At 70.6% G+C, this 15,973-nt stretch carries 13 protein-coding genes, 1 tRNA gene and 1 pseudogene; 7 read left to right on the forward strand and 8 right to left on the reverse strand.

All coding sequences use genetic code 11. The annotated features are described in order from the left end of the window. Window positions 1-47: 47 nt before the first annotated feature. On the forward strand, window positions 48-569 hold the full coding sequence (locus tag ACZ7MY_RS23935) for a MarR family winged helix-turn-helix transcriptional regulator (protein ID WP_499604571.1): 522 nt from the start codon (window positions 48-50) through the stop codon (window positions 567-569). 235 nt (window positions 570-804) lie between these two features. Here the strand turns inward: ACZ7MY_RS23935 and ACZ7MY_RS23940 are convergent. From ACZ7MY_RS23940 to ACZ7MY_RS23955, 4 genes and pseudogenes are all read right to left on the reverse strand, one after another. Further along, window positions 805-942: pseudogene (locus ACZ7MY_RS23940) on the reverse strand (FG-GAP repeat domain-containing protein); the annotation flags it as partial. 9 nt (window positions 943-951) lie between these two features. Continuing rightward, complete coding sequence (locus tag ACZ7MY_RS23945; RefSeq protein WP_499604573.1) at window positions 952-1,473, reverse strand: FG-GAP repeat domain-containing protein; 522 nt, start codon at window positions 1,471-1,473, stop codon at window positions 952-954. 370 nt (window positions 1,474-1,843) lie between these two features. After that, window positions 1,844-2,611: a hypothetical protein gene (locus tag ACZ7MY_RS23950; RefSeq protein ID WP_499604574.1), complete on the reverse strand. Its 768-nt coding sequence runs from the start codon at window positions 2,609-2,611 to the stop codon at window positions 1,844-1,846. A gap of 1,591 nt (window positions 2,612-4,202) precedes the next feature. After that, window positions 4,203-4,286, reverse strand: a tRNA-Leu gene (locus ACZ7MY_RS23955). Window positions 4,287-4,651: 365 nt separating this feature from the next. Between ACZ7MY_RS23955 and ACZ7MY_RS23960 the strand changes: the two genes are divergently transcribed. From ACZ7MY_RS23960 to pknB, 6 genes are all read left to right on the forward strand, one after another. Then, complete coding sequence (locus ACZ7MY_RS23960; RefSeq protein WP_499604576.1) at window positions 4,652-5,515, forward strand: FHA domain-containing protein; 864 nt, start codon at window positions 4,652-4,654, stop codon at window positions 5,513-5,515. A 10-nt stretch (window positions 5,516-5,525) separates the two neighbouring features. After that, window positions 5,526-6,044, forward strand: coding sequence for an FHA domain-containing protein FhaB/FipA (locus ACZ7MY_RS23965; RefSeq protein ID WP_499604578.1), 519 nt, complete (start codon window positions 5,526-5,528; stop codon window positions 6,042-6,044). A 57-nt stretch (window positions 6,045-6,101) separates the two neighbouring features. Then, window positions 6,102-7,652 (forward strand): PP2C family protein-serine/threonine phosphatase, encoded by a 1,551-nt coding sequence (locus tag ACZ7MY_RS23970; RefSeq protein ID WP_499605025.1) that lies wholly within the window; start codon window positions 6,102-6,104, stop codon window positions 7,650-7,652. A 28-nt stretch (window positions 7,653-7,680) separates the two neighbouring features. Then, window positions 7,681-9,069, forward strand: coding sequence for an FtsW/RodA/SpoVE family cell cycle protein (locus ACZ7MY_RS23975; RefSeq protein ID WP_499604580.1), 1,389 nt, complete (start codon window positions 7,681-7,683; stop codon window positions 9,067-9,069). Then, window positions 9,066-10,529, forward strand: a complete 1,464-nt coding sequence (locus ACZ7MY_RS23980) for a peptidoglycan D,D-transpeptidase FtsI family protein (RefSeq protein ID WP_499604581.1) — start codon at window positions 9,066-9,068, stop codon at window positions 10,527-10,529. The genes ACZ7MY_RS23975 and ACZ7MY_RS23980 overlap by 4 nt, the downstream gene beginning before the upstream one ends. A 151-nt stretch (window positions 10,530-10,680) precedes the next feature. Beyond that, window positions 10,681-12,681: a Stk1 family PASTA domain-containing Ser/Thr kinase gene (gene pknB / locus ACZ7MY_RS23985; protein ID WP_499604583.1), complete on the forward strand. Its 2,001-nt coding sequence runs from the start codon at window positions 10,681-10,683 to the stop codon at window positions 12,679-12,681. Window positions 12,682-12,889: 208 nt separating this feature from the next. On the opposite strand, the gene ACZ7MY_RS23990 is transcribed toward pknB, so the two are convergent. From ACZ7MY_RS23990 to ACZ7MY_RS24005, 4 genes are all read right to left on the reverse strand, one after another. Beyond that, window positions 12,890-13,576 carry a class E sortase gene (locus tag ACZ7MY_RS23990; RefSeq protein ID WP_499605026.1) on the reverse strand — a complete coding sequence of 229 codons (687 nt, stop codon included), beginning with the start codon at window positions 13,574-13,576 and terminating at the stop codon, window positions 12,890-12,892. A gap of 70 nt (window positions 13,577-13,646) precedes the next feature. Continuing rightward, window positions 13,647-15,155: a class E sortase gene (locus ACZ7MY_RS23995; protein WP_499604585.1), complete on the reverse strand. Its 1,509-nt coding sequence runs from the start codon at window positions 15,153-15,155 to the stop codon at window positions 13,647-13,649. A 4-nt stretch (window positions 15,156-15,159) separates the two neighbouring features. Continuing rightward, window positions 15,160-15,795: an aminodeoxychorismate/anthranilate synthase component II gene (locus ACZ7MY_RS24000; RefSeq protein ID WP_499604587.1), complete on the reverse strand. Its 636-nt coding sequence runs from the start codon at window positions 15,793-15,795 to the stop codon at window positions 15,160-15,162. After that, complete coding sequence (locus ACZ7MY_RS24005) at window positions 15,792-15,968, reverse strand: hypothetical protein (RefSeq protein ID WP_499604589.1); 177 nt, start codon at window positions 15,966-15,968, stop codon at window positions 15,792-15,794. Before ACZ7MY_RS24005 ends, ACZ7MY_RS24000 begins: the two co-directional genes overlap by 4 nt. Window positions 15,969-15,973: the final 5 nt, after the last annotated feature.

A 15,973-nucleotide genomic window follows, 5' to 3' on the forward strand; every position in this document is an offset into this window, starting at 1 on the left:
GTGCCGTACAGACCCGTACGAGGCCGCGGTAGCGGTAGAAAGGACCCATGGCCACCGGCTCCCGTGCTTCGTCCGACTCCTCCTCCGGCGCCGACGGCCCCGGGAGCACCGCCGAGGAGATGGTCAGCGCCCTGCTGACCGCGTCCCGGCTCCTCGTCGCCGTCTCCGCCCGCTCGCTCGCGGCGGTGGAGGAGGCCCTGACCCTGCCCCAACTGCGCATGCTGGTCGTCCTCGAGACCCACGGGGCGCTGAACCTCTCGCAGCTCGCCGCGGAACTGGGCGTGCAGCCCTCCACGGCGCTGCGCATGCTGGACCGGCTCGTGACGGTCGACATGGTCGCCCGCGACGCCTCCCCCACCGACCGGCGCACGACGGTCATCTCGCTGACCGCGACCGGACGGCGCACCGTGAACGACGTCACGGAGCGCCGCCGGGCCGAGATCGCCCGCATCGTCGACGCCATGCCCCCGGGACAGCGCCGCCACCTCGTCCAGGCCCTCCAGGCCTTCGCCGAGGCCGGCGGCGAACCCCCGGTCGGCGAGCACGACGCCCGCCACGTCGGCTGGTGAGCCGCACGCCGCCTCCCGGACGCTCCGGCGGAAAACCGGGCCGTGTTCCGCGTCCGGGAACGGCTCAGGACACGCTCCTGTAGCCCTTCCAGCCCGACGCGATCTTCACTCGCGCGGCGAAGGTGCCGTTGCCGTGCCCGGTCTGCCGGTAGAGGACGCCCGCGGTGTCCCGGGCCACCAGGTCGGCCTTGCCGTCGCCCGTGATGTCACCGGCGCCGACGACCGTGTTGTAGGTGACGCCCCAGTCCCTGGCGACCAGGACCCTGGCCTTGAACGCGCCCTTGCCGTCGCCCTCGTAGCGCCACAGCTCGTTCGACTTGTCCTGCGCCAGGAGATCGCCGAACCCGTCACCGTTGAGATCGCCCGCGCCTATGAGCTTCTTCTACTCGTCCCACGACGCCCGGATCCGCTTGCCCGCCGCCAGCTTCCCGCCGCTGGTCGCGGCGAAGAGGTGGACGTCGCCGTTGGACGACTTGCGCGCGATCAGGTCGGCACGCCCGTCACCGGTCACGTCACCCGGCGAGGTCAGCACGTTGTACTGCTGGAAGCCGGTGCCCAGGGAGGTGTACGGGGTCGACGGCGTGACCGCCTTGCCGCAGCCCGGCTCGTACGCCCTCAGGGTGCCGCTGCCGAAACGCACGACCACGTCGTTGCACCGGTCACCGCTCAGGTCGCCGAAGGGAACGGCGGTGACGGTGCCGGGCCACCCCGTACCCGACAGGGTGCCGGAGAACTTCCCGGCGCCGTCGCCCTTCTGGAGGGCGAGGGTGCCGGAAGAGCTGAGCGTCAGCAGTTCGCCGATGCCGTCACCACCCGTGAAGCCCCGTCGTACGGCCGTTCCACCGCTCAGCTTCACGGCGCCGGACGTCGTCATCACCGCGCCGGAGCCGTCGGCGGGGGCCACGCTGAGCGTCCAGGTGTACGCACCGTTGGGCAGGAGGGCACCCTTGGCGTCCCGGCCGTCCCAGGCGGGGCACTGACCGTGGCCCGGGCCGCACCGCCGCTCACCGTCCGCACGCCCGCACCGGTCGCCTTGCGCTTGACCACCAGCTTCCACGACGCCGCGGGCTTCGAGAGCCACCACTTCCCGCGCCAGCCCACGGGGGTGGAATCGGTTTCGACGGTCGTCCCGACCTGCGCGTCCGGCACGCTCAAGGGGGAAGCGGGCACGGAGGCGTTGAGTACGTGGACGTTCTGGGCCGCGTCGGAATAGGCGACGTAGCCGGTGTACGGGTCCACCGACCAGGAGCCGGACTGGTCGGCGAGCGTCCGCTTCACCACGGTGCCGTGTGGACGTCGTAGAGCGTCAGGGCGCCGTTGCTCCCACGCGAGACGACGAAGCCGTCGCCGAGCCGTTCGGTGCCGGTGTCGGGAAGCGCGACCTGCTTCTTGGTCACGGTGTTGTAGACGCCGCCCTTGACCGTGCTCCCGCTCAGGCACACCCACCGCACCCAGCGGCCGACGGCTGCCAGGCCCGCGGGGCCGGAGCACCCCGTCAGCGGGAAGGTGGCGATCCGTGCGCCGGTGCGAACGTCCTGGGCTGTCACGCCCGTCGGCCCCGTCGACGTCCACAGCGTGCGGCCCCACAGGGCCCAGTCCGAACCCTGCGGGAGGCTGCGCAGCACGCTGCCCGTGTCGAGGTCCGTGAAGTTGTAGTTGGCCTTGCCGTGCCGGTACCAGACGACCCTCGTCCGGCCCGAAGCCGTGCTGAGTGCGACGTCCTCGGCGCCGGAGAAGGCCGTGGCGTGCTCGGTGACCGTGCTCGCCGGGCCGTCGCTCATGGCGTAGGGACTCTGCGCGTCGTCCGTACCGGCGTTCGCGAAACCCGTGTAGGCGACGCGCCCGTCGCCGGTGGCCGTGAACCGGGGGCAGTCCGCGATGCAGTTGTAGTGGCTGCGGGGGAGGGGTGCCACCTGCCGCCACTCGCCGTACGTCACCTGGGTGGTGCCGCTGAGGTCGCGGCCGTGGAAGGCGGTCTGGCCGTTGCCGTTCTCCAGCGTGACGAGCCGGCCGTTGGACACCACCAGTCCCTTGACGGTCATGGGAACGGGCGGCAGGTCGACGACACGCGCGGCGTGCGGGCGCCCGTCGGCGTCGGCGGTGATCCTCCCGATCCCGTAGTCGAGGGCGGACTCGCCCCCCCGCGAAGACCAGACTCCCGTCCGAGGCCGGTACCACCGTCCTGGACGCGCGGGTGACGAGAGGTCGCTCGGCGGAGCCGTCGAAGGGCACCGCGGACAACCGCCACACGGCCGCCGACGTCTCCACCGTGCCGTACTCCGGTACGTGGCGCGCCACGACCAGGGCGTCGCCGACCGTGCCCACGACCGCGGCGTCGGCGGACAGCGCGACGGTGTGTGCGGGAGCGTCCCACTCGCCGTGCGCGTAGAGCGCCACCTCGCCGGACGTCCGGCTCACCACGTACCGCGCATCGATCACCGAGGACAAGTCGGCGACGCCCGGGGGAAGGAGCGTGGCCCTGCCCGTGGCCACGTCGACCCAGGCGTAGGAGGGCGCGGTGGCCCAGGGGACGGACACGTACACCAGGAATCCGTCGCTGGACCCGTGGGGGAAGTGGCGGAAGACCGAGCCCTCCGGAAGCCCGGTGATCGGGATCTCCACCGTGGTGCCGTGGTCGTCGCGCAGGAGGTGCGGTTCGCTGCCCTCCCCGTCGACGCTCCGGGCCGTGAGGACGGTCCGCCCGTACGTCTGCACGTAGTACTGCCCGTCGGGCACGGTGACGGTGTCCTCGGTGCCGTCCGTCATGTCCCGCAGGACGACCTGGTGCTGGTGCACGAGGGCGACGACGTCCGAGGTTCCGTAGGTGCCGGCCGGGCCCGGACCGGTCGTCTCCTCCACCGGGACCCGGGTGCCGTCGTCACGGGTCCACCACAGACCCCGGGGCGCCGAGCGGTACTCGAGGAATCCCGAAGCCCCGGCACCCAGCAGCGACGCCGGCTGCGGCATCGGACGGGGTTCGGCCGGGATGACCGTCTCCTGCGGGCCCGCGGCGTGGGCCGGCGTCGGCGGCGGGCCGTAGCCGACGGCAACCGCGCACGACAGGGCGGCAGTCACGACGGCGACACGGACGCGGGCACGTCTGGCCGCCCGTTCCTCCCGGAAGTCACGAAGAAAGCGGGGCGGCACAACGGCAGCCGTGTCGCGGCGCACTCGCGCCGCACGATTCCACGAGCCCCCCGGCCCGCACCCCCACACAATGGTCATGGACCGTAACAGTCGTCCCGGCGGCCCCGGAAGCAGCACCAGCGCACAACCGGGGCGGGCGGATGATGTTCACCCGCCGAACCCTTGTCGTTCCCCCTGTGTCAGCCGGTACGGCCTCCTCGCTGCCCCGACCGCCCGAAGGGCCGGAACCGGACGTGCCGGACCCCCTGCGCGGGGCACCGGACGCCAACCGGCCACCCGGCACCCACCACTTGAGTGACACGCCTCACAGCCGGACGTCACCCGCACACAAGAGCCCCCTCGCCGACCGCGAACGGCCTGCGAGGGGGCTCCGGTACGTCAGGACACCACCGACCGGCCGGGCGGCCCGACCGATCCTTGGACCAACACGAGAAACGGGCCCCCGACTGCGACTTCCGTCACGGTCGAAGACCCGTTCCCGCTCTGTGCGCGAGGGGGGAGTTGAACCCCCACGCCCTTTCGGGCACTGGAACCTGAATCCAGCGCGTCTGCCTATTCCGCCACCCGCGCATGGGTGTTGTCCTCCGGAGTCCTTCACACCTTGGGGGGTCTTCCCCGTCCGGTGCGTCAGCCCCTTCCGACACCCAGAACATTAGCACGCTGCTCAGGGTGGAATCACATCCGTTTCCGGGCACCCCCGAGCGAGGGGAACCGTCCTCTGTTGCGGGACACTGGCAGGGGCCGCCTCTACCATCCCTGTGGGGGAGCGGCCGCGGACCGTGTCACTGTTGACACCGGTCCCGTGGGAGCTGCCGGGGAACCAGCGGTTTTCCCAGCGCGTGGATACGATCAGTAAGCAGTACCGGAAGGATCGGACCGGAAGATCACGGCGGAGGCCGTGTGCGACCGCAGGACCTCGAGGAGGGAGGTGCACCGTGGGAGTACTCAAGAAGTTCGAGCAGCGTCTCGAGGGCTTCGTGAACGGCACCTTCGCCAAGGTGTTCAAGTCCGAGGTCCAGCCCGTGGAGATCGCGGGTGCCCTGCAGCGTGAGTGCGACAACAACGCAACGATCTGGAACCGGGACCGCACCGTGGTCCCCAACGACTTCATCGTCGAACTCAGCACCTCCGACTACGAGCGGCTGAGCCCCTACGCCCTCCAGCTCGGCGAGGAGCTCGCCGGCATGGTGCGCGACTACGCCAAGCAGCAGCGCTACACCTTCATGGGCAACATCAAGGTGAACCTGGAGAAGGCCGACGACCTCGACACCGGCCTGTACCGGGTGCGCAGCCGCACCCTCGCCTCCAGCGAGTCGCAGCAACAGCAGCAACAGCAGCAGTCGCAACAGCAGTACCAGCAGCAGCCCCCCGCGGGCCGCGGCGGCTACGGCTACCCGCCGCAGGCCCCGCAGCGCCCCTCGGGCCCGCCGCCGATTCCGGCCGGCCCGCCGCCCGGCGCCGCGCCGGTCACCCGGCTCCCCGGAGGCGGCCCCACGGCCGCCGGGGGCGCCACCATGAACGTACGCCGCTGGATCGAGATCAACGGCACACGCCACCAGATCTCCCGTCCGACCCTGGTACTCGGCCGCAGCACCGAGGCCGACGTCCGGGTCGACGACCCCGGTGTGTCCCGCCGCCACTGCGAGATCAGGGCGGGATCGCCCTCGACGGTCGTCGACCTCGGGTCGACGAACGGCATCGTGGTGGACGGACAGCACACCCAGCGCGCTACGCTCCGCGACGGTTCACGGATCGTCGTGGGCAGTACCACCATCGTGTACCGGCAAGCCGAAGGGTGAAGCGGGGGCAATGTCAGAGCTGACCCTGACGGTCATGCGGTTGGGTTTCCTCGCCGTACTGTGGCTGTTCGTCATCGTGGCCGTGCAGGTCATCCGCAGCGACCTGTTCGGGACCCGGGTGACCCAGCGCGCGGCCGGGCGCCGCGAGGCCCAGTCGCGTCCCCCGCAGCAGCGCCAGCAGGCGCCGGCTGCGCAGGGCCGCCAGCAGCAGAACAACAACCGGGCCCGGCGCGGCGCCCCCACCAAGCTGGTGGTCTCCGAGGGCTCGCTCGCGGGCACCACGGTCGCGCTGCAGGGCCAGACGATCACCTTGGGCCGGGCGCACGATTCCACGATCGTGCTCGACGACGACTACGCGTCCAGCCGTCATGCCAGGATCTACCCGGACCGCGACGGCAACTGGATCGTCGAGGACCTGGGATCCACCAACGGCACCTTCATGGACCGGAACCGGCTCACCACGCCGACCCCGATCCCGCTCGGTGCGCCGATCCGCATCGGCAAGACCGTCATCGAGCTGCGGAAGTAGTCGCACAATGGGCGAGCACAGCCAGCGAGCGCGAGCGAGAGGGTGGGCAGCGTGCGGATGTACCCGGAGCCGACGGGCGAGGTGCGCATGACTCTGTCGTTGCGCTTCGCCGCCGGCTCGCACAAGGGAATGATCCGGGAGGGCAACGAGGACTCCGGCTACGCCGGTCCGCGGCTGCTCGCCATCGCCGACGGCATGGGCGGCCAGGCCGCCGGTGAGGTCGCCTCCTCCGAGGTGATCTCCACCCTCGTGCCGCTCGACGACGACATCCCCGGCTCGGACATCCTCACCTCCCTCGCCACCGCCGTGCAGCGGGCCAACGACCAACTGCGCGTCATGGTCGAGGAGGACTCGCAGCTGGAGGGCATGGGCACCACGCTCACCGCGCTGCTCTGGACGGGGCAGCGGCTCGGTCTGGTGCACGTCGGCGACTCCCGTGCGTACCTGCTGCGTGACGGTGTGCTCACCCAGATCACCCAGGACCACACCTGGGTGCAGCGGCTCGTCGACGAGGGCCGGATCACCGAGGAGGAGGCCGGCACGCACCCGCAGCGCTCGCTGCTGATGCGCGCCCTGGACGGCCGCGGCCAGGTCGAGCCCGACCTGTCGATCCGCGAGGTCCGGGCCGGCGACCGCTACCTGATCTGCTCCGACGGCCTGTCCGGCGTCGTCAGCCACCAGACCCTCGAGGACACCCTCGCCGGGTACCAGGCGCCCGCCGAGACCGTGCAGGAGCTGATCCAGCTCGCCCTGCGCGGCGGCGGCCCCGACAACATCACCTGCATCGTCGCCGACGTCCTGGACATCGACGACGGCGACACCCTGGCCGTGCAGCTGCACGACACGCCCGTCGTCGTGGGCGCCGTCGCCGACAGCCGGCACCACCTGCCGCTGTCCGACCCGCGGCACCTGCAGACCCCGGCCGGCCGCGCCTCCGAGCTCGGCCGCCCGCCGGCCCCCGAGGGCGCCTTCGGCCCGCCCGGCAGCGGCAACCCGCAGGTCGGCACGCCCACGGGCGGCTTCGGCGGGTACGACGACGAGGAGCTGGGCAAGCCCCGCAAGCGCGGCCGCTGGCTCAAGCGCTCGCTGATCCTGCTGGTCGTCCTCGGCGTCGTCGGCGGCGGCCTCTACGGCGCGTACCGCTGGACCCAGACGCAGTACTACGTGGGCGTCAAGGGCGACCACGCGGCGATCTACCAGGGCATCGAGCAGAAGCTGGCCTGGCTCGACCTGTCGAAGGTCCACGAGGACCGCCCCGGGATCGAACTCAAGTACCTACCGCAGAACCAGCGCAAGTACGTCACGGCCACGATCGCCGCCAGCGACCTCGCCGACGCGCGCAGGACCGCGGACGAGCTCGAGCACCAGGCGAAGGTCTGCCAGACCAAGGAAGCCATCGACAAGTCCAGCGCCGCCGCCGCGGAGAAGGCCAAGAAGGACCAGCAGAAGGGCGCCGACACCGCCACCGGCAAGACCGACGGCACCCCGTCCTCGGACGCGTCCGGCTCCCCCAAGCCCAGCACGACCCCCTCCACCAGCCCGTCGACCAGCCCCACCCTCTCCGACGAGGACCGGTCGCTGGCCCAACAGTGCCCGACCGGCAGCTAGCAGTGAGCAGGAGGGGCGTCAGTCCAGCATGAGCGTTGTCACCAACACCACGACCATCACGTCCGTCGGCGCGCCGAGCCGCCGCAACACGGAGCTCGCGCTCCTCGTCTTCGCGGTCCTGATCCCGGTCTTCGCGTACGCGAACGTCGGGCTGGCGAAGAGCGGCTCACTGCCGGCCGGAATGCTCGCCTACGGCCTCGGGCTGGGCGCGATCGCCCTCGTCGCACACCTCGTCGTGCGCAAGTTCGCGCCGTACGCGGATCCGCTGATGCTTCCGATCGCCACCCTGCTGAACGGCATGGGCCTGGTGTTCATCTGGCGGCTGGACCTGGAGAGCTCGCTCCCCGGCGGCGCCTCGGCGCCGACGCAGCTGATGTGGTCGACACTGGGCGTCGCGCTCTTCCTCGGCGTCCTGGTCTTCCTGAAGGACCACCGCATCCTGCAGCGCTACACGTACATCTCGATGGTCGTGGCGCTGGTCCTGCTGATCCTCCCGGTGTTCTTCCCGCCGGTCTACGGCGCGCGGATCTGGATCACCGTCGCGGGCATGTCCATCCAGCCCGGCGAGTTCGTGAAGATCATCATCGCGGTGTTCTTCGCCGGCTACCTGATGGTCAAGCGGGACGCGCTGGCGCTCGCCAGCCGCCGCTTCATGGGGATGTACCTGCCCCGCGGCCGCGACCTCGGCCCGATCCTGGTGATCTGGGGCCTCAGCATCCTCATCCTCGTCTTCGAGACCGACCTGGGCACCTCGCTGCTCTTCTTCGGCCTCTTCGTGATCATGCTCTACGTCGCCACCGAGCGCACCAGCTGGATCGTCTTCGGTCTGCTGCTGTCCGTGGGCGGCGCGGTGGTCGTCGGCAGCTTCGAGCCACACGTGCACAGCCGTGTGGAGGACTGGCTCAACCCGTTCCGCAGCATCGAGGCCGGCCAGGGCGCGAGCCAGCCCGCGCAGGCCATGTGGGCCTTCGGCTCCGGCGGTCTCTTCGGATCGGGTCTCGGCCAGGGCTACTCCCGGCTCATCGGCTTCGCCGCCAAGAGCGACTACATCTTCGCCACCGTCGGCGAGGAACTGGGCCTGGCCGGACTCATGGGCATCCTGCTGCTCTACGCACTCCTCGTGGAGCGCGGCGCCCGTACCGCGCTGGCCGCCCGTGACCCCTTCGGCAAGCTGCTGGCGATCGGCCTGTCCGGCGCCTTCGCCCTCCAGGTGTTCGTCGTCGCCGGCGGTGTCACCGGACTCATCCCGCTGACCGGTATGACCATGCCGTTCCTGGCCCAGGGCGGGTCCTCCGTGATCGCCAACTGGGCCTTGGTGGCCATCCTGCTGAGAATCAGCGACACCGCGCGCCGCCCGGCGCCGGCCCCCGCCTCGTCCCCCGACGCCGAGCCGACCCAGGTGGTGCGGACCCAGTGAACAAGCCCCTGCGCCGAGTCGCCGTCTTCTGCGGCGTACTCGTACTCGCCCTGCTGATCCGGGTGAACTACATCCAGTTCGTGCAGGCGGACGAGCTCAAGAACGACGCCAACAACCGACGGGTCACGATCAACCAGTACGCCACCCCCCGCGGCGACATACTCGTCGACGGCAAGGCGATCACCGGCCACACCGAGACCACGGGCAGCGACTTCAAGTACAAGGCCACCTTCAAGAACGGCAAGATGTGGGCGCCCGTCACCGGCTACGCCTCGCAGGCCTTCGGCACGACCCTGCTCCAGGGCGTCGAGGACAAGATCCTCACCGGTGACGACGACCGGCTCTTCTTCACCCGCACCGTCGACGTGCTGTCCGGCAAGCAGAAGCAGGGCGGCGACGTCGTCACGACCCTCAGCGGCGCCGCCCAGAAGGCGGCCTTCGAGGGCCTGGGCAACAAGAAGGGCGCGGTCGCGGCCATCAACCCGGAGACCGGGGCCGTCCTCGCGCTGGCGAGCACGCCTTCGTACGACCCCTCCACCTTCGCCGGCAACTCGCAGGCCGACAGCAAGGCCTGGAACGCCCTGCAGAAGGAGAACGACCCCGACGAGCCGATGCTGAACCGGGCACTGCGGCAGACCTACCCGCCGGGCTCCACGTTCAAGGTCGTCACGGCCGCCGCGGCGCTGGAGAACGGCCTGTACGACGACGTCGACGAGCCGACCGACTCCGAGGTGCCGTACATCCTCCCGGACACGAGCAACCAGGAGCTGAAGAACGAGGGCGGCATCGCCTGCAAGAACGTCTCCCTGAGGGAGGCGCTGCGGGTCTCGTGCAACTCCGTCTTCGGCAAGCTGGGGGCGACCCTCGGCCGCGACAAGATGGTCGAGGAGGCCGAGAAGTTCGGCTTCAACAAGGAGCAGTTCGTCCCGGTCCGCGTGGCGGCCAGCAACTTCTCCACCAAGATGGACAGGCCGCAGACGGCGCTGTCCTCCATCGGCCAGTTCGAGACCGCGGCCACCCCGCTGCAGATGGCGATGGTGGCCGGGGCGATCGCCAACGACGGCAAGCTGATGAAGCCGTACATGGTGAGTGAGCTCCGCGCCTCGAACAACAAGCTCGTGGACAGCGTCAAGCCCGAAGAGCTCTCGCAGCCGCTCAGCTCGGACAACGCGCAGAAGCTCCAGCAGATGATGGAGACCGTCGTGCAGTCGGGCACCGGCACACGGGCCCAGATCCCGGGTGTCACCGTCGGTGGCAAGACCGGTACCGCCCAGCACGGCGTGGACAACAGTGAGAAGCCTTACGCGTGGTTCATCTCATACGCGAAGACCGACAGCGGCTCCCCGGTCGCCGTCGCCGTCGTGGTGGAGGACGCGGCCGCGAACCGCGGCGACATCTCCGGTGGCGGCTTCGCCGCGCCGATCGCGAAGAGCGTCATGGAGGCCGTGCTGAACAAGTGATGCCGGTCACACCGTATCCATGGATGTGCGCTAAGTCGCACGTCGCGATACCGGTCGTATATCGGCTACCGGCGAGGACCGGGATCGGCACGCGGCGGCGGGTACGGTATGCCCGAGCAGCCACACGGACGGTTTAGGAAGGGCAAGCGCTATGGAAGAGCCGCGTCGCCTCGGCGGCCGGTACGAGCTGGGCTCGGTGCTCGGCCGCGGTGGCATGGCCGAGGTGTACATCGCCCATGACACCCGGCTCGGCCGCACCGTCGCCGTGAAGACGCTCCGGGTGGACCTCGCCCGCGATCCGTCCTTCCAGGCCCGGTTCCGCCGTGAGGCCCAGTCGGCCGCCTCGCTGAACCACCCGTCGATCGTCGCGGTGTACGACACCGGCGAGGACTACGTCGACGGGGTCTCCATCCCGTACATCGTCATGGAGTACGTGGACGGCTCCACCCTCCGCGAGCTGCTCCACTCGGGCCGCAAGCTCCTCCCGGAGCGGTCCCTGGAGATGACCACCGGCATCCTCCAGGCACTGGAGTACAGCCACCGCGCGGGCATCGTCCACCGGGACATCAAGCCCGCGAACGTGATGCTGACCCGGAACGGTCAGGTCAAGGTCATGGACTTCGGCATCGCCCGCGCCATGGGCGACTCCGGCATGACGATGACGCAGACCGCCGCCGTGATCGGCACCGCCCAGTACCTCTCCCCGGAGCAGGCCAAGGGCGAGACCGTCGACGCGCGCTCCGACCTGTACTCGACGGGCTGCCTGCTCTACGAGCTGCTCACCGTGCGGCCGCCCTTCGTGGGCGACTCCCCGGTGGCGGTCGCGTACCAGCACGTGCGCGAGGAGCCGCAGCCGCCGAGCGTCTACGACCCCGAGGTCTCGCCGGCGATGGATGCCATCGTCCTCAAGGCGCTGACCAAGGACCCGGACTACCGCTACCAGTCCGCCGACGAGATGCGCGCCGACATCGAGGCCTGCCTCGACGGCCAGCCCGTCGCCGCCACGGTCGCCCTGGGCGCCGTCGGCTACAACGGTGGCGGCTACGGCGGCTACGGCAACGACTCGCCCACCACGGCCCTCCCGCCCCAGCAGGACGCCGGCACCTCGATGCTGCCGCCCATGCGCGACGACGACGGCGGCTTCGGCTACGAGCAGCCCCAGGGCGGTGGCGGCCGGCGCAAGCCGAAGAAGAGCAACACCTCCACGATCCTGCTGGTCGTCGCGGCCGTCCTGGTCCTGATCGGCGCGATCTTCATGGGCAAGGCGCTGTTCTCCGGCAACGGCGGCGGTGCCGACTCGGTGTCCGTCCCGCAGTTCGTCGGCGACACCAAGTCCGAGGCCGAGGCCAAGGCGGCGAACGGCGGGATCACCATCGCGTTCGGCGATCCGATGTTCTGCGCCGACCAGCCCAAGGACAAGGTCTGCAAGCAGTCGGCCGTGGTCAACAGCAAGATCCCCAAGGACCAGACCGTCACCCTGCAGCTCTCCAAGGGCACCGAGAAGATCGACGTCCCGGACGTCACCGGTGACGCCTTCGACGACGCCGAGAGCAAGCTCAAGGACGCGGGCTTCGAGGTCGACAAGCAGTCCCAGACCTCCACCGAGGACGAGGGCACGGTCCTCAAGCAGGACCCCAAGGGCGGCTCGAAGCGGGCCAAGGGCACGACGATCACCCTCACGGTGGCCGTGGCCCCCGAAGAGGTCACGATCAAGGACGTGAGCAACAAGACCAAGGACGAGGCCACTCAGATCCTCCAGGCGGACGGCCTGAAGGTCGTCGCCACCGAGGAGGAGTCCGCCGACCACGCCCAGGGCACGGTCATCCGGACCGACCCGACGGCCGGAAGCACGATCAAGGCGGGCGAGACGGTCACCCTGATCATCGCGAAGCCGCCGTCCACCAACGCCATCCCCAACCTTCAGGGGAAGACGGTCGCCGACGTCAACGGCATCGCGCAGGAGTTCGGCGTGACGCTGCAGTTCGCGCCCGGTTCGTCGACGGACCCGAACGCCATCGTCCAGGGCCAGAACCCGGGTCCCCAGAGCCAGATGAAGCCGGGTGACACCCTGACGATCTTCGCCCGGGACCAGAACGGCGGGAACAACGGTGGCGGCGGAGGCTTCATCAACGGAGGCAACGGCGGCGGCTGACGCAGCCGGTCACCACGCCTGACGAAGCGGGGAGGCGGTCACCACGGTGGCCGCCTCCCCGCTTCATTGCCGCCCGCGAGGGTCCGGCCCGGGGCCCCGGGCACGGGATCCGTCCGCGCCGGAACACGGGAAGGGGCCGCGGACACCGAGTCCGCGGCCCCTTCCCGTTCGCTGCGCGCCTGCGCGTCCGCGCGTCCGCGCGTCCGCGTCAGCCCAGCTCCGCCGGAGGCGTCCGCTTCGCGTCCACCTTCTGGGTGCGGACGAGTTCGGCCCACACGATGTAGCGGTCGCGCGAGGTGTAGACCGGGGTGCAGGTGGTGAGCGTCAGGTAGCGGCCGGCCTTCTTCCTGCCGCTCTCCTTCGGGATCTGGTCGATGACGTCGACGTTGAACTTCGAGGTCTCCGGGAGGACCTTGTAGACCTTGTAGACGTACCAGGTGTCGCGGTCCTCGAAGACGACCGGGTCGCCGTCCTTGATCTTGTGGATGTTGTGGAACTTGGCGCCGTGGCCGTCGCGGTGCGCGGCGAGCGTGAAGTTGCCCTTCTTGTCCCAGGGCATGGCCGACTCCACGGGGTCGGTGTAGTACCCGGCGACGCCCTCGTTGAGCACCTTCGTGGAGGTGCCCTTCTTCACCAGGACCTCGAAGTTCCGGCCCATGGCGGGGACGTGGAGGAAGCCGATGCCGCCCTTGGTGTCGAGCTTGCCCGGGGCGCTGTCCGCCCACTGGCGCCTGACGGCGTCGCCGTCCTGCCGGGCGGCGCGGTCGGCCAGCACGTTGGTCCACCACAGGGAGTAGACGACGAAGAGCCCGAGGATCACGCCCGTGGTGATGAGGAGTTCACCGATCAGGCTGACGGCGGCGGCGAGCCGCGAGAGGGGGCGCCGGGTCGGCACGGCCTCCCGGGCGCGGTCATGCTGGGTGGTCGTCACCACTTGCCCCGATCTGTGTGCGTCCGTTCCTGGCCTACTCGACCAGGGCGTCCGGCTTGCCCTTGCTGCGCGGCCGTTCCTCGACCATCTTGCCCCAGACGATCAACCGGAACTCACTGGTGAACTCCGGTGTGCACGTGGTCAGTGTGATGTAGCGGCCGGGCTTGGTGAAGCCGGATCCGTCGGGGACCGGCTTGATCACCGAGATGTTGGAGGGCGGGGTGGAGGGCAGCATGCTCGCCACCTCGTACGTGTAGTACGTGCTCTCCGTCTCGACCACGACCTTGTCCCCCGCCACCAGTTTGTTGACGTAGCGGAACGGTTCGCCGTGGGTGTTGCGGTGCGCGGCGAGGGCGAAGTTGCCCTTCTTGTCCCAGGGCATGGCCGTCTCCAGCTGGCCGGAGTAGTGGCCGATCATGCCCTTGTCGAGCACCTTGTGCTTGTCGACGCCCTCGGCGATGGGCGCCTTCACGTCCAGCTTGGGGATGTACATGATCGCGAAGCCCTGCCCCGGCGTGAAGGCGCCGGGGTCGCGGTTCGGGCCCTTCTCGCCCTCCCACTGCTTCTGCAGGTTGTTGGCGGCGCCGCCGGCCTGCTGGTGGGCGAGGACATTGGTCCACCACAACTGGTAGGTGACGAAGAGCAGCATCAGCACGCCCAGGGTGATGAACACCTCGCCGGCCACCCGGCTGGCGATCACCGCGGGGCTCTCCTTCGCCGCGCGTGCGGCGCGCCGCGCCTCCATGCGGGACCTGGGGGCGGCCGGAGTCGACGCCATGGGGGCCGTGGCGGCCTCTGTGGCGGCCTGGGAGGCGGCCGGGGCACCGGAACGCCTCCGTCCCCTGCCGCCGCGCCGTGCGGCCTCCTGGGCGGCTTTACGGCGGGCCGCACGGCCGCCGCCCTCGGGCGCCAGGGCGTCGGGGGACGGCTGCGGGGTCTCCTCCCGCTCCGCGTCCCCCTCCAGGTCCCGTTCCAGGTCCCGTTCCAGGTGCCGTTCGGGGTTCCGTTCGCGTTCGGCCGCCGGCTCGGTCACGACGGGCATCGCCATGGTGTCGCCGGGAGCCCCCGCGACCCGGCGGCGCACTGCGGCGCGCTCCTCGTCGGTCAGCGGCCGCCGGACGGCCCTGGCGTCCTCGGCGTGGGGCTGTTCGGCCGGACCCCGGTGCCGGGAGCGCGGCTCCTCGGTGCGGGGAGGAGCGCCGGGCGCCGGAGCCGGCGCGGGCCGGGTCGGCCACGGCTCGGCCGGCTGTGGCTCGTAGGCGGGCCGGGTCGGCGCGTGGAAGCCCTGTGCGTACGACTGCTGGCCCGGCACCACGCCGGCGGGCGTGACGGGCGTGACCGGCCGAGCGGCCGCGGGCGGGGGTGTGGAGGGCTCCGCGGCGGGTTCCGCGGCCGGCTCCACGACGGGTTCCGCGGCGGAATCCTGCGCGGGCCGGGCCGCGCGCCGCGAGGTGCCGGGCAGCGGGTCGTTGAGCGGGTCCGCCAACTGCTCCACCGCGGCGGCGAATTCGGCGGTGTCACCGAAGTGCCGATGCGCGGTCACGCAGTCACGCCCTGGTTCCGACCACAGGCGCGAGGCCCGCGGAACGCTCGACGGCGCCCTTGTCGCCGCATTCCTCCAGCCAGTTGGCGAGCATCCGGTGCCCCCATTCGGTGAGCACCGACTCGGGGTGGAACTGGACGCCCTCCACCCGGGCGCTGCGGTGCCGCAGTCCCATGATGATGCCGTTCTCCGTCCAGGAGGTGATCTCCAACTCCTCCGGCACCGTGTCCCGTTCGACCGCCAGCGAGTGGTAGCGGGTCGCGGTGAACGGTGTCGGCAGCCCGGCGAAGACCCCGCGGCCCTCGTGGGTCACCAGGGAGGTCTTGCCGTGCAGCAGCTCCGGCGCCCGGTCCACCACGCCGCCGTACGCGACGGCCATGGACTGCAGTCCGAGGCAGACTCCGAAGACCGGGACGTCGGTGGCGGCGCAGTGCCGCACCATGTCGACGCAGACGCCGGCCTCCTCGGGGGTGCCGGGCCCGGGCGAGAGCAGGACGCCGTCGAAGCCGTCCTGGGCGTGGGCCGGCCGCACCTGGTCGTTGCGGAGCACCTCGCACTCGGCGCCCAGCTGGTAGAGGTACTGGACCAGGTTGAAGACGAAGCTGTCGTAGTTGTCGACGACGAGGATGCGCGCGCTCATCGGACGGCCGTCATCCCCTCGTCGACGGTCACGTCCCCGAACGGCAGCAGCGGCTCCGCCCAGGGGAAGACGTACTGGAACAGGACGTAGACGGCGGCGAGGACGAGCACCAGCGAGATGAGTGCCTTCAGCCACACGTTGCCCGGCAGATGCCGCCAGATCCAGCCGTACATGCGCC

The sequence above is a fragment of the Streptomyces sp. NPDC111520 genome (assembly GCF_055635295.1).